Genomic DNA, 16009 nt, shown 5'->3' with positions numbered 1-16009 from the left:
TCGCTTGGTCATCCTGCGGCCCGTCCCATCAGGCCGCGCGCGATGAGGAGACGCTGGATCTGGCCGGTTCCCTCGAAGATGTCGAGAATCTTGCAGTCCCGCCACCATTTCTCGATCAGCAGGTCCTGGCTCGTGCCGTCCGGACCCAGCAACTGCATGCACCGGCGGATGACGCGCTCGGCGGTTTCGGGCGCATAGGCCTTGCCCATGGCCGAAATTGCGCGGTCCGGCCGACCGCGCTGGACGGCGTCCTGCGAGCGGTAGGCCATGCGCCGGCCGCGGTCGATCGCCGTGCGCATCAGCGCCAGCTCGCGCTGCACGGCCGCCCACCGCTGCGGCGTGAACCCGAGGCTGCGACTCTTCAGCTCCTGCCCGGCGACGTCCAGCGAGGCGCGGGCGAGCCCGACGGCGATCGCCGCCATGTTGGGACGATTGTTGTTGAGAGCAGCCAGAGCGCCACCGCGTCCGCTCTGCCGCGGACTCCCCTCGCCGTCCGGACCGCATCCAAGCATGTTCTCCAACGGGATGGCACACTCGTCGAACGCGAGTTGCGAGGTCATCCAGCTGCGCATGCCGAGCTTCTCCTCGTTCTCCTTCACCACCACGTAGCCGCGGGTCTCCCGGGGCACCACGAATGCCTTGATGGCGGCTGGCCCCTGGTCGCGATCCGTGGTGGCGAAAACCGTCGTATAGTCCGCGATAGCGCCCTGACTGCAGTACAGCTTCACGCCGCTGAGGACCCACATGTCGCCGTCGCGCCGGGCCGTGGTAGCGACCAACGAGGTATCCGAGCCGAACTGCGGTTCGGTGAGCGCGAAGCCGGTGCATGTGCCGTCCCGCACCACCGGGTCGTACCAGCGCTCGATCTGCTCGGGCGTACCCATCGCCTCGACCACCAAGTGCCCGATGCCATTGCCGACCGACCCGTACATCCACGGGTCGCCGTAGTTCAGGCTCTCGTGAAAGACGAGTGCGCGGATCCACTCGCCGTCCGGGACGCGCGGCAACGCGTCGGCCTCTCCCTTGCCCGCCCGGCCGAGCGGTACCGGACAGGTGTCCAGGATCTCGGACCAGTTGTCGGGACGGGCGTGGCGGGTGTCGGCCTCCCGCGCATACAGACGGCCGACGGCCACGGCCCACTCCTCGAGCTGCTGGCCGTACTTCGCGAGCTCTGGACTGACTTCCATGGAGAGCGTCATGACTGTGGTGTTCCTCCTGTAAGAGCCGTGCCTACACGGCAGGGGTGAACGGTGAAAGCGCCGCGTCGAAGTCGATCGCCGACAGCGCTGTAGCTGTGCGGTACCAGCGCTCGACAGGGTGGTCGACCATGAACCCGTGGCCGCCCAGGGTCTGAACGGCAGTACGCGTCGCCTCCGTCGCGGCTGTCGAGGCGTAACTCACCGCGAGGTCGACGGCGCCGTTGACGGGGCCGGCACCGGCGTCCAGAGCCTCGGCGGCCAAGCCGACCTCCAGCCTGGACTGGTCCAGTCGCATGTGCGCCTCGGCCAGCGGGAAGGACACGCCCTGGAAACCGGCGATCGGCTTGCCGAATGCGATCCGCTCGGTCGCGTACTGGGCGGCGTAGTCCACAGCGTGCTGGCCGGTGCCGACGAGCGCGGCGGCGAGCAGCAGCCGGATCCGTTGCACGCTGCTCAGCAGGGCGGCGGGCGCGATCTCCGTGCCGCCGACCAGGGCGGAGGCGTCGATCGTGGCGTCGAAGCGAACCTCGGTGAGCCGGCCGGCCCCGAGCGCGAGTGGGCCAACGGGCGCGGCGGCATCCACACCGGGGGTGCTGACCCGCGTGACTACAGCACGCAGCCCGCCGGTGTCCGGGTCCTGCCCGACGACGACCAGGGGGTCGGCCTCGTCGCCGAATGCCACGGCCACCTTGGTCCCGACGACGCGGACGCCCGCCGGCACGGTCACGATCGTGGTGCGGTACTCGCCCGGAGCTCGACCAAAGCCTTCGTAGAGCGCGAGCGACGGACGTCCCGCGCCGCGCGCAGCCTCGATCTGCTCGGCGGAACCATGTGCGGCTAGCAGCAGCTCGGCGGCACCCGACCAGACCGCGGCCATGGTCAGCCCGCCATCACCGTACGCGAGGCTCTCGACGATCCGGACGTGCGCAGCCGCCGTGGGAATCGAGTCGGCGCCGCCGTCGAGGTAGCCGCCGGCGAGTCCCGTCGCCGCGAGCTTCGCCCACACGTCCTCGGGGTAGCGCCCACCGATCTCAGCGGCACGGGCAGCCGGCTCCAGCACCTTCACCCCGACCGAACGCGCCAGCTCCGAAAGTTCGGCGTCTTCTGCAGAAGCGGACAAATTGATCATCTGGACAACCCTTCGGTGGGAACCGAGGGGGAGGCTAGGCGCGTGGGGATGCACCGTGCCAGCACGGCGTTCTGCGGTACGGACCCGGTTCTGCCGCGTGGAACGCCCGCATAGCCCGATCGCGACCAGTCTGCGTACCGTATCGCTGAGGAGGGCCATGGCATGCTGGATGTACTGGACCGCGACGGCGTTGTGCTCCGCTATCAGCTCGAGCGGGCCGCCCGCGTCGCGCCCGACCAGACCTGCGTGGTTTTCGAGGACGGCTCCAGCTGGACCAGAGCCGAGGCGCTACGCGAGGCATGCGCGAGCGCCAATGAGCTCAGCCGCGCTGGCGCTACCCGCGACCGCGCCGTCGCCGCGGCACTGCCGAACGGCCCGGCGTACCTGCGGACCTGGTGGGGCGCGGCGATGCTCGGCGCACCCGTCGTCCCGTTCAACACGGCCTACCGCGGCCCGATGGTGCGCCGGCTGATGCGCCAGGCCAAGCCGGCCGTCGTCGTGACAACGTCACAGTTCCGCCCGCATCTGATCGACGCCATGGACGACGCGGCCACCGGGGACCTCCCCGCGCCGGCCGCTCTGCTGCTCGATCCGGCCGAGATCGTCGGCTCAGACGCGACGACTCCCGTGCTGGACCGGCCGATCGAACCGTGGGAGCCGATCAGCCTCGCGCTCACGTCGGGCTCGACCGGGCCGTCCAAGCTTGTCCGAGTTACCTATGCGCAGAGCATGGACAGCGGCCAGGTGAACTTCTCGCTGTGGGACATCGGCGCACCGGACACCTACCTCTCCGACATCCCAATGGTGCACGTCAGCGCCCTATACTTCCTGCACGCGTCCGTCGGCAATCTCACCCGGATCACCGTGCGGTCACGGCCCGCACTGGATCACTACTGGGAAGTCGCCCGTGACACGGGAGCGACGGTGAGCCAGCTGTACAGCACCATGATTACGTACCTGGATGCCCAGCCGCCGCGCGGCGCAGAACGGACACACCGGCTGCGCGTCGTCGTCACGGTGCCGCTGCCGCCCGACCCGACCGGGTTCGCGGCGAAATTCGGCATCGAACACCTCGCCATCGGCTATGGCTCGACCGAGACGTCCTGTCCCATCGCGGCCCGCCCGGGCGACGGCCTGCCCCCGGGCTCGATCGGACGACTGCGGCCAGGGTGGGACGTCCGGCTCGTCGACGAACACGACGTCGAGGTCCCCACCGGGCAGCCAGGCGAGGCTGTCATCCGCAGCAGTAAGCCCTGGCTGATCACCACCGAGTACGTGGACAACCCCGAGACGACCGCACACGCCTGGCGCAACGGCTGGTTCCACACCGGCGACCTGCTGTGCCGAGATGCCGACGGCACCTTCTACTACGTCGATCGGCTCAAGGACGTCATCCGCCGGCGGGGCCAGAACATCTCCAGCTACGAGGTCGAGTCGGTCATCCGCACCTATCCGGGCATCACCGACGTCGCCATCGTCGCGGAACGCTCCGGCGTCGAGTCCGAGGACGAGGTGAAGGCATGGCTCATCGTCAAGGAGCCGGCACGCATGGACTTCGTGGATCTCCTGCAATTCTGCACCGACCGGCTGGCGCACTACATGGTTCCCCGGTATTTCGAGATCATCGACGAGTTCCCCCGCACGGCCTCGGCCAAGGTCAAGAAGCAGGAGCTCCGCGATCGCGGCGGGTCCGAGCGCACCTGGGACCGGGTGGTCTACGGCTTCGACGTTCGCAGGACCGGCCTCATCACGATCGGTGGCCGACGGGTCGACGTCCGCTGATTCCCTATCGGGGAGGCACTGTTGCATTGAGCGCTGGCAAGATCGAGGCAGGCTTGAGCAGTGAAGCCATCGACCCGCTCTCGCCCGTAGTTGCCTCCAACTTCGGCGTTCGCCGGGTTTCGGGTCCCGACCGAGGTGATCGTGGTCGCGGTCCGCTGGTATCTGCGCTTCAACCTCTCGTATCGCGACGTTGAGGAGCTGCTGGTCGAACGTGGGGGCGAGGTCGGTCACCGTCTACCAGTGGGTGCAGCGGTTCACGCGCGATGTCGACGGCGGCCAGTGCGTCAGCCTGGTGCCCGACGAGGTGGCCGCGTTCGCGCATGAGCCCGCAGAGTTCTGTCCACAGTGGCCGGACCCTGCGGGGATCGGCGCCACCAGGAACACGAGCACGAACGGTACATCACGGCGAACGGCACGAACCAGTCCATACCCGTCATTGAACATCGCCGCGACCTGATGTCCGGGCCTTGCCCAGCGCCCTATCCAGGTCGGCGGCTTCGGCGGCCATGGCGCTCAACGTGCCGTCCAGTGGAACGCTCTGATTGCGGCCGTTGTCGAAACACTCGAACCTTGTGCCCATGAGTGAGGCGCTCTCGAATCGCGTCGACGTGGCTGCCGTCGCCGCCGCTGTCGACCGCCTACGGGCCGCGGCCGCGGACAGCCGGCCCACCCGGCCCGTGCGGGACCTGATCGGGCACGACGACGTCGTCGCGGCCTACGCCGTGCAGCGGCAGCTGGCCGCCGAACGCGTTGCCGCCGGCGCCACCATCGTCGGCCGCAAGATCGGGCTGACCTCCGAGGCGGTCCAGCAACAGCTCGGTGTGGACCGTCCGGATTTCGGCCTGCTCTTCGACGACATGGCCTACGTCGGTGGCGACACTGTGCCCTACGGTGCCGTGCTACAGCCTCGCGTCGAGGCTGAGATTGCGTTCATGCTCAGGGAAGACCTGGCCGACGGCCCGCTCGACGCCACTCATGTACGGGCCGCCATCGACTACGCCTCACCCGCACTCGAGATCTGCGGCAGCCGTATCCAGGACTGGGACATCACCTTCGGCGACACCGTCGCCGACAACGCTTCGGCCGGGGCGTACGTCCTGGGCCCTCTACGCAAAAAGCTCGACCAGGTCGAGCCCAGGTCGGTCGAGATGCAGATGACCGTCAACGGCGAGATGGTCTGCACCGGCAACGGCACGGCCTGCCTGGGCGACCCGATCGACGCGGTCGTCTGGCTGGCGCGTCAGGCCCGCGAGCTCGGCGAGCCGCTGCGAGCGGGACAGCTCGTCCTCTCCGGAGCTTTGGGACCGATGCGGCCCGTGCGACCCGGCGACTCCGTCACCGCCACGATCACGGAACTCGGCAAGGTCTCGGTCACGTTCAGCCAGTAGGGCTGCGAGCACACCAGCCAGTGAGGACAGTCATGCGCAAGACGAAGGTCGCCATCATCGGGTCCGGTAACATCGGGACGGACCTGATGATCAAGGTGATGCGGACCAGCCGACACCTGGAGATGGGCGCGATGGTCGGCATCGACCCCGACTCCGACGGGCTCGCGAGGGCACGGCGGTTCGGATTCGCCACCACGCCCGAGGGCGTCGACGGACTCATCGCACTCCCCGAGTTCCACGACATCGAGATCATCTTCGACGCGACCTCGGCCAAGGCGCACGAGCACAATGCCAGCAAACTTCAGCCGCTGGGCAAGCGACTCATCGACCTCACACCGGCCGCGATCGGACCCTATGTCGTTCCCGCGGTCAATCTCGCGGAGCACCTCGACGCACCGAACGTCAACATGGTGACTTGCGGCGGCCAGGCGACCATTCCGGTCGTCGCGGCCATCAGCCGGGTCGCCCCCGTGCCGTACGCCGAGATCGTCGCCTCGATCGCCTCGAAGAGCGCCGGTCCAGGCACCCGGGCCAACATCGACGAGTTCACCGAGACCACCTCGGCTGCGATCGTGGAGGTCGGCGGGGCGCGACGCGGGAAGGCGATCATCATCCTCAACCCCGCCGAGCCGCCGCTGATCATGCGGGACACGGTCTTCGCTCTGGTCGACGCCTCCGACGAGAAGCTCCACAATGAGATCCGGCGCTCGGTCGAGAAGATGGTTGCCGACGTGGCGGCCTACGTGCCTGGTTACCGGCTCAAGCAGCAGGTGCAGATTTCCAAGATCCCGGATGACCAGCCGGTCGAGACCCTCCTCGAGCCCGGCGCGAAGCGACCGACCCACCAGGTATCAGTGTTCCTCGAGGTCGAGGGCGCCGCGCACTACCTCCCGGCCTATGCCGGCAACCTCGACATCATGACCTCCGCAGGCCTGCAGGTGGCCGAGCGGATCGCCGCTCGCCATGACCAGGAGACCACCGCGTGAGCACCGCGATCTTCGTCCAGGACGTCACGCTCCGCGACGGAATGCACGCCGTCCGCCACCGCATCAGCACCGACGACGTGCGACGCATTGTGACCGCGCTCGACGCCGCCGGCGTCGATGCAATCGAGGTCGCCCACGGAGACGGGCTGGCCGGCTCTTCGCTCAACTACGGGCCCGGGTCCCACACCGACTGGGCGTGGATTGAAGCGGCCGCCGACGTGCTCCGCAACGCCCGCCTGACCACACTGCTGCTGCCCGGCGTAGGCACGATCCACGAACTCAAGACCGCGTGGGACCTCGGCGTCCGCTCGGTCCGGGTGGCGACCCACTGCACCGAGGCCGACATCTCGGCCCAGCACATCGCCGCGGCCCGCGAGATCGGGATGGACGTCGCCGGCTTCCTCATGCTGTCGCACATGGCACCGCCCGAGGAGCTGGCCAGGCAGGCGAAGCTGATGGAGTCGTACGGCGCCCACTGCGTCTACATCACCGACTCCGGCGGCCGGCTCACGATGAACGACGTCGTGGCGCGGGTGCGGGCCTACCGCGACGTGCTCGACCCAACCACGCAGATCGGCATCCACGCACACGAGAACCTCTCACTCTCAGTCGCGAACTCGGTCGTCGCCGTCGAGAACGGGGTCTACCGGGTCGATGCGTCCCTCGCCGGGCACGGAGCGGGCGCGGGCAACTGCCCCATCGAGGCGTTCATCGCGGTCGCCAACCTGTCCGACATCAAGCACGGGTGCGACCTGTTCAAGCTGCAGGACGCCGCCGACGACATCGTCCGGCAGCTGCAGGACCGCCCGGTGCGAGTCGACCGCGAGACCCTGACACTGGGCTACGCCGGCGTCTACTCCTCGTTCCTCCGCCATGCCGAAACCGCCTCCCGCCAATATGGGGTCGACGTCCGGGACATCCTCATGGAATGCGGCGCACGCCAGCTCGTCGGCGGCCAGGAGGACATGATCATCGATATCGCGATCACCCTGGCCACCGGCTGAACAGGGTGGCAGCGCGCCACAGGCAGGATCGTGACCGTCGCAAGCCTTGACGCAGGCTGATCACGCTGCACCCTCGACAGCAGAGGTTCGCTGCGCCGAGGTGCGCGTCGGGGGGTCCAACGCAGGCACGATGAACGCTCCGGCGGATGCCGAGGTGAGATCGACGACCCGCTTGCCCGACGGTGCGAGCGCGGCCGCGTTGCTTTGCGGGCACCCGTGTCAGGGTTCCACAAGAGCGGGGTACGGCAGGCTGACCAGCTCCAGCTGGGTGCCCCAGGGGTCCTGGCAGTAACACATCCGCCGGCCCGGACGGATCTCGTGGATCGCGGTGCGCGGCGCGCCGCCAGCGACCACGACGCGGGCGAGGGTTGCGTCAAGGTCCTCGATCGTGAGGCTGAGGTGGCTGATGCCGGTGCGCCAGTAGCCGAAAGGCTCGGGGACCGGCTCGGTCGGCGGGTCGATGAACGTGAACAGCTCGAGGCCGGCACGGTGACGCCGATGTGGTTGAGCTTCATTCGCCACTCCCTATCAACGTACGTGTTGACACCACCCGGGCAGGGCAATGAACGAACCGTCCAGGTATTTTCAACGCACGTGTTGACGGCTATGTTGGGCATTGTAACCGTCATCAGACCGAAACAGGGATGTCATGACACAGACTCTCGCCCTCAAGCTCGACGTCCATCCGCATCCCCCGGCGAGCTTCCCGGAAGGCGGCTCCCTGTCGAGCGTCGGCAAGTCGCTGCAGATCCTGAACTCGTTCCGGGGCTCCGGCGTCCTGCTGGGCGTCTCACAGATCGCCGAGCGTGCCGAGGTGTCCAAGAGCACCGCGCACCGGCTGCTCGCGGTGCTCGTCGAGCACGGGTTCGTCGAGAAGCGGGACGGGCGTTACATGCTCGGCCGGTCGATCTTCGAGCTCGGCAACCTCACCGCCGACACGCGGCCACGAAGCCTGCGCGAGAACGCTATGCCGTTCATGGTCGACCTGTACAAGGCGACCGACGCGACCGTCCACCTGGCGGTGCTCGACGGATCCGACGTCCTGTACATCGAGAAGATCTACGGCCACGCGGCGGTCCCGCTGCCCAGCCGGGTGGGCGGCCGGGTCCCCGCCCTCTGCACGGCCCTCGGGAAGGCCCTGCTGGCGTACACGCCACCCGACGAACGGGACTCCGCGCTGGCCAACCCGGTCCCGCGGCTGACGCCGTACACCGTCGTGGACACTCGAGTGCTGCAGGATCAGATCCACCACGTGCGCGCGCACGGTTACGCGGTGGACCAGGCGGGGTCGAGCATCGCGGCCCAGTGCTTCGCGGCTCCCATCCTGGACTCCCGGTCGCGTGCGGTCGCCGCCGTCTCGATGACCATCCCGGTCACGTCGACCGTCTCCACGGGCGCCCTGCGCGAGCTGATGCGAGCGGCGACCGGCATCGGACGGACGCTGACCTCGTGAGCGTCGTGGTCGTCGGGGCGTCGCTGAGCGGCCTGCGCACGGTGCAGGCGCTGCGGCGCCGGGGGTACGACGAGCCGATCACCCTCATCGGCGACGAGCGGGAGCGGCCCTACGACCGGCCGCCCCTGAGCAAGGAGTTCATGGCGGCGCCCGACGCGTCAGCACCGTACCTCACCGCCGACGGCGAGTTGGAGGGGCTCGGCATCGAGCTCCTGCTGGGACGGCGCGCGACCGGCCTCGACCCGGCCCGTCGGCGGGTCGCACTGGCCGGCGGCGACACGGTCCCCTACGAGACCCTGGTCGTCGCCACCGGCGCCACCGCCCGGCGGCTGGCCGTCCCCGGCGCCGATCTCGGCGGCGTCCATTGCCTGCGCACCCTGGACGACGCGCGGGCGCTGCGCCGGGCGCTCGACCGGACGCCACGCGTGGTCGTCGTCGGTGGCGGGTTCATCGGCGCGGAGTTCGCCTCCGCCGCCCGCGAGCGCGGCCTCGACGTGACGATGATCGAGCGTGAGCCGGCGCCCTTCGCCCTCAGCCTGGGCGGCCAGGTCGGCACTGCGCTCAGCCGAATCGTCCAGGACTGCGGCGTCGCGGTCCGCACCGGCGTCTCGGTCGTCGCGGCCCACGGCAACGGCCACGTCGAGTCGATCGCCCTCTCCGACGGCAGCCGGGTCGACGCCGACCTGGTCCTCCTCGGCGTCGGGGTCGCCCCGGCCACCGCATGGCTGGAGGGCTCCGGGGTCGCGGTGTCCGACGGCGTACGCTGCGACGCGCAGCTGCGCTCGGTCTCCACGCCCAATGTGTACGCCGCCGGGGACGTCGCCGCGTGGCCCCACCCCGGGCTGGGACGCGAGGTACGCATCGAGCACTGGACCAACGCCAACGAGCACGCCGACGTGGTCGCCGGCGGCATCACCGGCGACGCCGTCACGGCTGCGGCCGTGCCGTACGTGTGGTCCGACCAGTTCGGCCGGCGGCTGCAGGTGGTGGGCCGCTCCGCTGCAGGCGACAACGTCCAGCTCGTCGAGGCCAACGGCGTGCTGTCCGCCGCGGCCTGGTCCCGCGACGGTGTCCTCACCGCTGTCCTTGCCATCGACGCCCCGCGGATTGCGGTGCGGGCCCGCAAGGCGATCCAGCAGCGGGCGGCGGCCGCCGACTTCGTCCGGGAGCAGCTCGCCTCCGCCTGAGCCGGCGACCCGGCCTGCTCAGGCGGAGGCGTGGACGGCGGGGTCAACAGCCGAGCAGGGCCCGGGCGTTGCCGCCCCGCACCGCGGCGGCCTCGTCCGGGGCCAGTTCGTCGAGCCGCTCGAGGGTCGTGACGTCCTCGGCCGGCAGCGGGTAGTCGGTGCCGAACAGCACGTGCGAGCCGCCGGCGATGTCGAGGACGTACCGCAGGTTGCGCACGTCGTAGAGGACGCTGTCGACGTACACCTGCGAAAGGCGCCTCTGCAGCGCCTCGAGATCGCCGGGCGACATCAGCCGCCGCGCCCGGGACAGCGCCCAGAAGAACGCGCCGCCACCGTGGGCGAGCACCACGCGCAGCCGGGGATGCCGTTCGAGCACGCCACCGAAGACCAGCTTCGACGCCGCGATCGCGGTTTCGGTGGTCATCCCCAGGCCGAAGCGCATCTCGGCGCCGGTGATCCGCTCGCCCACCGCGTCGTCCAGGGTGGTGGCGATCGGGTGGACGAACACGAGCATGCCCAGACGCTCGACCGCCTCGAAGAAGTCGCCGAGCCCGGGGTGGTCGAGCTCGCGACCGCCCAGATCGGTGCCGATGAGGACCCCCACCAGGCCGGCCTCGTGGGCCCGCTCCACCTGGCCGGCCATCAGCTCCGGGTGCGCCTGGGCGACCGCCCCCATGCCGCTGAACCGGTCGCGGTGCGGGGCGACCAGCTCGGCGATGGACTCGTTCAGCCGATCGGTCCACGGGCCGGCCTCTTGCGCCGTTCCCGCGAGCGCCACCAGCGAAGGAAGCGGCGAGAGCACGTGATGGTCGATGCCGCGCCGGTCCAGCTCGAGGATGCGCCGATCCATCGACCATGCCTCGGGCGGCACCGTTCGCACGACCCGCCCGGCAACGCTGAGCCGGCCGGCCGTGCCGTCCTCCTCGAACACCGGGAAGGCGGCGCCGGGCGCCGGCGGGAGCGGCGGCACGACGTGCGTGTGCACGTCGACGCGGGCCCCCGGCGGCAGCCGCGGCCGTGACGTCGTCATGGGTTGACGAACTCCCGGGGCTCGCCCGGCGACCCGAGCAGCTCGTGCAGCCTCGCCAGGTGGCGTTCGTCCGCCACGCCCGCCGTCACGGCCGGCGCCGGCTCGCCCTGCCGGCCGAGGCACCGCACGAGGACGACGCTCGGGGTGGCGGCCTCCCACACGCGGCCGTCCTCGTCGGGGATGGCCGGCTCGACCTCGACGGCGATCACCGGGGTGCCGTTCTCGTCGTGGAGGCCGACGAGCACATTGACCGCACACCCCATCGTCTCGACCCGGACCAGCTTGTGCGGCCCGTCAGGATCGTGCTTGAGGAGCTGCATACTCACCCTCTCGACAAACCCGCGGTCCCGGACGGACCGGCGGTCAGACCTGCTCAACCAGCGTAGGAATCTCGGGGCGGCGCTTCGACACGCCGGCCTTGTCCGCGGTTGCCCTCGACACCCGGCCGGTGGCGAAGAACTCCGTGAAGACCTCGGCGAAGAGCTCCGGCTGGTCGGTCTGGCCCTGATGGCCACAGTCCTCAGGATAGAAGAACTGCACATTGGGCAAGGCGTCCTCGACCTGGAAGCCAAGCTCCTCGGCGGGCAGGATCGCGTCGTTCATGCCGTACAGGCAGATGCCGGGTATCGTCGTCCGGTCGAGCTTGCCCTTGGTCGACAGCGCCAGGGCGACGTCCGGGTCCACCTCGCCGAAGTTGTTGACCCGCTGCCAGGCCTCCCAGCCCTCCTTGTGGTTGTCCGCGGCGAGCATCCGCATCTCGAGCAGGTCCTCCGTGATCGCCTCCTCGTGATGGATGATGGAGCGCATCATCACCCGCATCGTCTCCCGGTCGCCCTTCTCCCAGCCGACCTTGGCCTTCAGCTGCTTCTGCGCTTCGAACCTGACCAGGTCACCGACCGGGCCGGCGATCAGGACAAAGCTCTTGACCCGATGCGGGTACCGCACGACGTAGTGCGAGGTGTTGATGCACCCCATCGAGTTGCCGGAGATGTGGAACTCGTCCAGGCAGAGCGCGTCGGCGAACCGGTTGATGAAGTCGACGTGCGTGTACGGGCCATTGACCGGCCAGTACTGCCGACGGTTGTCAGACAGCCCGAAACCGGGCTGATCCGGGCAGTACACCCGGAAACCCTGCGCCGCGAGCAGCGGCGCCATGAGCCGCCAGCCGGCCACCCCGGAGGATCCCGGAATGCCTCCGTGCAGGAGGATCACCGCCGGGCCCGTCTCGCCGGCGGTCATGTAGTGCGCCCGCTGGCCGTCGCCCAGCTGGACCCAACGGCTCAGCAGGCCCGGAACCTTGATGATGCCTTCGTCGGTCAACGCCATCTCTGCTCCCTTCTCCACGTTCAACGACGCGTGCCCGGCCGCGTCCCCAACAGGCTGCTCCCTCGGCACCGGCGCGACAACCTGGCCTTTTCGCCTGATGGAACCTACGTTCGGGCCGACAGGTAGGCCGCCTCGATCTCCGGCAGGCGCCGCAGGAGGTCCTCGGCTCCGCCCTCCATCGAGACCCGCCCCTTGCTCAGCACGTAGCCCCGGTCGCAGATGCGCAGCGCCTTGCGCGCCTGCTGCTCGACCATCAGGACGCCAACGCCGTCGTCGGCGGCCCGGCGGACGAGCCCGAGCAGGCGGTCCAGGATCTTGGGCGCCAGACCCAGCGACAGCTCGTCGGCGAGCAGCACCGCCGGACGGGCGGCCAGCGCCCGGCCGACGGTGAGCATCTGCTGCTCCCCGCCGGACAGCAGCCCGACCCGCCGGTCCAGGAGCGGGGCGAGCTCGGGCACGAGGTCGAGGGCCGCGTCCACCCCGCCCCGGCCGAGCCGGAGGTTCTCCCGCACCGTGAGCGACATGAAGGCGGACCGCTCCTCGGTGATGAAGGCGAGTCCGCGACGGGCGCGCTGGTACAGCGGGAGTCTCCGGCTCTCGCCGTCGAAGAGGATCTCACCGCCGATGCGCGGCAGGTCACCGGCCACGGTCAGCAGCGTCGTGGTCTTGCCCGCGCCGTTCGGCCCGAGCAGGACCACCACCTCACCGGCCGCGACGCAGATGTCGACGTCCTGCACGACCGGGACGCCGCCGTAGCCGGCGGTCAGCCCCCGGCACTCGAGCACGGCAGTTCCGGCAACCGGGGTCCTCATGACGTCACCTCTACACCTTCGGCGGCGGTCGGCTCCTCGGCGCCAAGATAGGCGGCCAGGACCAGGGGGTCCGAGCGCACCTCGGCCGGCGTACCGCTGGCGATGGTCCGCCCGAAGTCGATGGCGGTGATGTGGTCACACACCGACATGACGAGGTCGACGTCGTGCTCGATCAGGATGATCGCGATGCCCCAGTCCCGGGCGAGCCGGCGCAGCAGCTCGGCCAGCTCGCCGCGCTCCACGCCCGACAGGCCGGCCGCCGGCTCGTCCAGGCACAGCACCGACGGCCCCGCGGCCACGCTGCGGGCGATCGCCACCAGGCGCCGCCGGCCGTAGGACAGCTCGTCCGGGAGCCGGTCGAGGTCCCGCTCGAGCCCGAACTCGTGGATCGCGGCCCGGGCCGCATCGCTGAAGGCCACCTTGCGGGGATGGACCAGGTCGGTGGCGAGGGACGAGAACCGGTGGCCGCCCGATGCCAGCAGCAGGTTCTCGCCGACGGTCAGGTCGTCGAAGAGCTCCAGGCTCTGGAACGTGCGGCCCAGCCCGGCGCGCGCACGCGCGTGGGCGCTCGACCCGTCCAGCGTGACGTCGCCGAGCCGGACCGTGCCCCGGGCCGGCGTGGTGTACCCCGTCACCGCCTCGACCAGCGAGGTCTTGCCGGCACCGTTCGGCCCGATGATGCCCAGGATGGTGCCGGGCTCCACGGTGCAGCTGAACCGGCTGACCGCCGTCACCCCGCCGTAGCGCACGTCGAGGTCACGGACCTGCAGGGCGCGGGGCGCGACCCTGAGCGGTACCTCGTCGCGGGCGGCGAGGGCGCCCGCGCCCGACGGCCGCCTCCGGAAGACGAGTCGGCCGAGGTGCTGCCGGACGAGCCCCACCAGGCCGTCGGGGGCGTCCTGCATGAGCTTGATCGTGCCGAGCCCGAGCACGAGGCTCAGCCAGAGCGCGAAGGTGTCGCCCTGTCCGTGGAAGATGGTCGGGATGATGCTCGCGGGCTGGCCGAGGGAGCCCGTCAGCGGCCCGAGCACGTAGCCCACGCCGCCGACCACGGAGTAGAGCACGCCGTTGATGGACTGGATCGGCTGGAACTGGGCCACATAGCTCAGGCTGGTCTGCCGGAAGACCAGCAGGATGCCGCCCAGCGCCGCGATCGACCCGGACAGCGCGAACGCGTAGAGCTTGGCCCCGTAGACGTTGATGCCCACGGCAGCGGCGGCGCGCTCGTTGGACCGCATGGCGAGCAGTCTCCGGCCGGTCTGGCTGCGCCGCAGGTTGGCCACCATCAGGCTGGCCAGCACCACGAGCACGAGCGCGAACGTGGCGTACCGGCTTGGGTGCAGGAAGGTGTCAAGCTGCCAGCCGAAGACGGCGGGTACCGGCACGGTGACGTAGCTGCCGCCGGTATATCGGCTGTTGAGGAACAGCACGCCCTGCAGCGCCGAGGCGATGCCCAGGGTCGTGATGGCGAACGTGATGCCCCGCGTGCGCAGCGCCGGCGCACCGATCAGCAGCGCGAACGGGAAGGCCAGCACGACGCCCAGAACCAGGGCCAGCAGGAAGGGCAGGCCGAGCTCGCTGACGAGGAGCCCAGCGGTCACCGCGCCCACCCCGGCGAGCGCGAACTGGCACAGCGACAGCTGGCCGGCGTAGCCGGTGACCACCACGCTGGACAGCAGGATCAGCCCGACACAGAGCGTCAGCGTGACGGCGTCGACGTACTCGACCGGGAGCACCCAGTTGAGCAGGACGAACACCAGCAGCGCCGAGATCACCACAAGCAGGGGTCGGATCGTTCCGGACCCGACCCGGGGTCTGGTCTCGCGCGGTTGCGGCCGGCTCGGCAGGCCGGTGCTGCGCGCGACCATGACCGCGATGATGATGGCGAGGGGCACCGCGTCACCCCAGCCGGGCGTGTGGATGTAGCGGCCGACGAGCGCCTGCGCGATGCCGATGACGGCGCCGCCGGCGAAGGTCCAGCCGAACGAGCGCATGCTGCCCATCAGCGCGGCGGCGAGGACGGGCACGACGAGGCCCAGCTGGCTGGCCAGCTGCACCTGCAGTGCGGGCGCCATCATCGCGCTCGCGAAGCCGGCGATGCCCGCGCCGGCGCACCAGTTGGCCGCGCCGACGAAGCCGGGCGACATGCCCAGCGCCGCCGCGCCGCGGGCGTTCTCGGCGGTGGCCGTGGTGGCGAGCCCGAACCGGGTCCGCCGGTAGACGAGCACCAGGGCGACGGTGACCACGACCGAGACCGCGAGGAGGATGAGCTTGTCGCCGCGGACGGCGAGCCCGCCGAGCGCCACGTTGCCGTCCGGCAGCGGGTTGGGCACGATGCGCTGGTCGGAACCGTACCCGAGCTGCAGCGCCGACTGGACGACGACGAGCACGGCGAGCGTCGCGACCAACTTCGTCAGCGTCGACGCCCCGTGCAGCGGCCGGATCACCAGTGTGTACACCACCAGCCCGGCCAGCGCTGCGACCACCGTCGCGGCCATGACCGCGACCGGGAACGGCAGCGAGTGGTTGACGTCGAGCTCCCAGTACACGAACGCGCCGAGGCTGCCGATGGCCGCATGCGCGAGGTTGAGCACGCCCGAGCCCCGGAAGACGACCACTACGCCCTGGGCCGACAGGCTGATCATCGCACCGGCGCACAGGCCGAGTACAACGAGGTTCACGACTTCCACGGGTATACCTCCTCGGGCGTCGG

General features: G+C 70.1%; 14 protein-coding genes and 1 pseudogene. 7 read left to right on the top strand and 8 right to left on the bottom strand.

Annotated features, from left to right (window positions below; all coding sequences use genetic code 11):
• Positions 1–8: 8 nt before the first annotated feature.
• Together ACGFI8_RS17405 and ACGFI8_RS17400 are read right to left on the bottom strand one after the other, a co-directional pair.
• A complete protein-coding gene (locus ACGFI8_RS17405) occupies positions 9–1199 on the bottom strand; it encodes an acyl-CoA dehydrogenase family protein (RefSeq protein ID WP_392805810.1) in 1191 nt (396 codons plus the stop codon).
• Between the two features lie 31 nt (positions 1200–1230).
• Complete coding sequence (locus ACGFI8_RS17400; RefSeq protein ID WP_392805808.1) at positions 1231–2487, bottom strand: acyl-CoA dehydrogenase family protein; 1257 nt, start codon at positions 2485–2487, stop codon at positions 1231–1233.
• A gap of 3 nt (positions 2488–2490) precedes the next feature.
• Here ACGFI8_RS17400 and ACGFI8_RS17395 point away from each other — a divergent pair, with 3 nt between their 5' ends.
• The 5 genes and pseudogenes from ACGFI8_RS17395 to dmpG all read left to right on the top strand — a co-directional run bounded on the left by ACGFI8_RS17395 (position 2491) and on the right by dmpG (position 7488).
• Positions 2491–4110 carry an AMP-binding protein gene (locus ACGFI8_RS17395; protein ID WP_392805806.1) on the top strand — a complete coding sequence of 540 codons (1620 nt, stop codon included), beginning with the start codon at positions 2491–2493 and terminating at the stop codon, positions 4108–4110.
• 90 nt (positions 4111–4200) lie between these two features.
• Positions 4201–4341, top strand: a pseudogene (locus tag ACGFI8_RS17390) (IS6 family transposase); the annotation flags it as partial.
• 347 nt (positions 4342–4688) lie between these two features.
• Entirely contained in the window at positions 4689–5498 is an 810-nt protein-coding gene (locus tag ACGFI8_RS17385) for a 2-keto-4-pentenoate hydratase (protein WP_392805803.1), read from the top strand.
• 32 nt (positions 5499–5530) lie between these two features.
• Entirely contained in the window at positions 5531–6484 is a 954-nt protein-coding gene (locus tag ACGFI8_RS17380; RefSeq protein WP_392805801.1) for an acetaldehyde dehydrogenase (acetylating), read from the top strand.
• On the top strand, positions 6481–7488 hold the full coding sequence (dmpG, locus tag ACGFI8_RS17375) for a 4-hydroxy-2-oxovalerate aldolase (protein WP_392805798.1): 1008 nt from the start codon (positions 6481–6483) through the stop codon (positions 7486–7488). Before ACGFI8_RS17380 ends, dmpG begins: the two co-directional genes overlap by 4 nt.
• A gap of 219 nt (positions 7489–7707) precedes the next feature.
• Here dmpG and ACGFI8_RS17370 read toward each other — a convergent pair whose 3' ends face one another.
• The gene (locus ACGFI8_RS17370) at positions 7708–8010 is read right to left on the bottom strand and encodes a VOC family protein (protein WP_392805796.1); all 303 of its coding nucleotides are present in this window, start codon (positions 8008–8010) and stop codon (positions 7708–7710) included.
• 127 nt (positions 8011–8137) lie between these two features.
• On the opposite strand from ACGFI8_RS17370, the gene ACGFI8_RS17365 reads away from it, so the two are divergent.
• Together ACGFI8_RS17365 and ACGFI8_RS17360 are read left to right on the top strand one after the other, a co-directional pair.
• A complete protein-coding gene (locus ACGFI8_RS17365; protein ID WP_392805793.1) occupies positions 8138–8941 on the top strand; it encodes an IclR family transcriptional regulator in 804 nt (267 codons plus the stop codon).
• Positions 8938–10128, top strand: a complete 1191-nt coding sequence (locus ACGFI8_RS17360; RefSeq protein WP_392805790.1) for an NAD(P)/FAD-dependent oxidoreductase — start codon at positions 8938–8940, stop codon at positions 10126–10128. Before ACGFI8_RS17365 ends, ACGFI8_RS17360 begins: the two co-directional genes overlap by 4 nt.
• Positions 10129–10171: 43 nt before the next feature.
• Here the strand turns inward: ACGFI8_RS17360 and ACGFI8_RS17355 are convergent, their stop codons facing one another.
• From ACGFI8_RS17355 to ACGFI8_RS17335, 5 genes are all read right to left on the bottom strand, one after another.
• On the bottom strand, positions 10172–11158 hold the full coding sequence (locus ACGFI8_RS17355) for an amidohydrolase family protein (RefSeq protein ID WP_392805788.1): 987 nt from the start codon (positions 11156–11158) through the stop codon (positions 10172–10174).
• Entirely contained in the window at positions 11155–11484 is a 330-nt protein-coding gene (locus tag ACGFI8_RS17350; protein WP_392805786.1) for a hypothetical protein, read from the bottom strand. The genes ACGFI8_RS17355 and ACGFI8_RS17350 overlap by 4 nt, the downstream gene beginning before the upstream one ends.
• A gap of 37 nt (positions 11485–11521) precedes the next feature.
• Positions 11522–12484: an alpha/beta fold hydrolase gene (locus tag ACGFI8_RS17345; protein ID WP_392805783.1), complete on the bottom strand. Its 963-nt coding sequence runs from the start codon at positions 12482–12484 to the stop codon at positions 11522–11524.
• Between the two features lie 104 nt (positions 12485–12588).
• Entirely contained in the window at positions 12589–13296 is a 708-nt protein-coding gene (locus ACGFI8_RS17340) for an ABC transporter ATP-binding protein (RefSeq protein ID WP_392805780.1), read from the bottom strand.
• Positions 13293–15986: an ATP-binding cassette domain-containing protein gene (locus ACGFI8_RS17335; RefSeq protein WP_392805777.1), complete on the bottom strand. Its 2694-nt coding sequence runs from the start codon at positions 15984–15986 to the stop codon at positions 13293–13295. The genes ACGFI8_RS17340 and ACGFI8_RS17335 overlap by 4 nt, the downstream gene beginning before the upstream one ends.
• Between the last annotated feature and the right edge of the window lie 23 nt (positions 15987–16009).

This window comes from Dactylosporangium sp. NPDC048998, from assembly GCF_043197855.1.
Classification (GTDB): Bacteria; Actinomycetota; Actinomycetes; order Mycobacteriales; family Micromonosporaceae; genus Dactylosporangium.
This window is presented reverse-complemented; position numbering and strand designations above follow the sequence as displayed.

Coding starts and splice junctions, on each gene's coding strand:
- ACGFI8_RS17405 (WP_392805810.1), bottom strand. CDS start 1,199: ATGACGCTCTCCATGGAAGTCAGTCCAGAGCTCGCGAAGTACGGCCAG.
- ACGFI8_RS17400 (WP_392805808.1), bottom strand. CDS start 2,487: ATGGCCCTCCTCAGCGATACGGTACGCAGACTGGTCGCGATCGGGCTA.
- ACGFI8_RS17395 (WP_392805806.1), top strand. CDS start 2,491: ATGCTGGATGTACTGGACCGCGACGGCGTTGTGCTCCGCTATCAGCTC.
- ACGFI8_RS17385 (WP_392805803.1), top strand. CDS start 4,689: ATGAGTGAGGCGCTCTCGAATCGCGTCGACGTGGCTGCCGTCGCCGCC.
- ACGFI8_RS17380 (WP_392805801.1), top strand. CDS start 5,531: ATGCGCAAGACGAAGGTCGCCATCATCGGGTCCGGTAACATCGGGACG.
- ACGFI8_RS17365 (WP_392805793.1), top strand. CDS start 8,138: ATGACACAGACTCTCGCCCTCAAGCTCGACGTCCATCCGCATCCCCCG.
- ACGFI8_RS17355 (WP_392805788.1), bottom strand. CDS start 11,158: ATGACGACGTCACGGCCGCGGCTGCCGCCGGGGGCCCGCGTCGACGTG.
- ACGFI8_RS17345 (WP_392805783.1), bottom strand. CDS start 12,484: ATGGCGTTGACCGACGAAGGCATCATCAAGGTTCCGGGCCTGCTGAGC.
- ACGFI8_RS17340 (WP_392805780.1), bottom strand. CDS start 13,296: ATGAGGACCCCGGTTGCCGGAACTGCCGTGCTCGAGTGCCGGGGGCTG.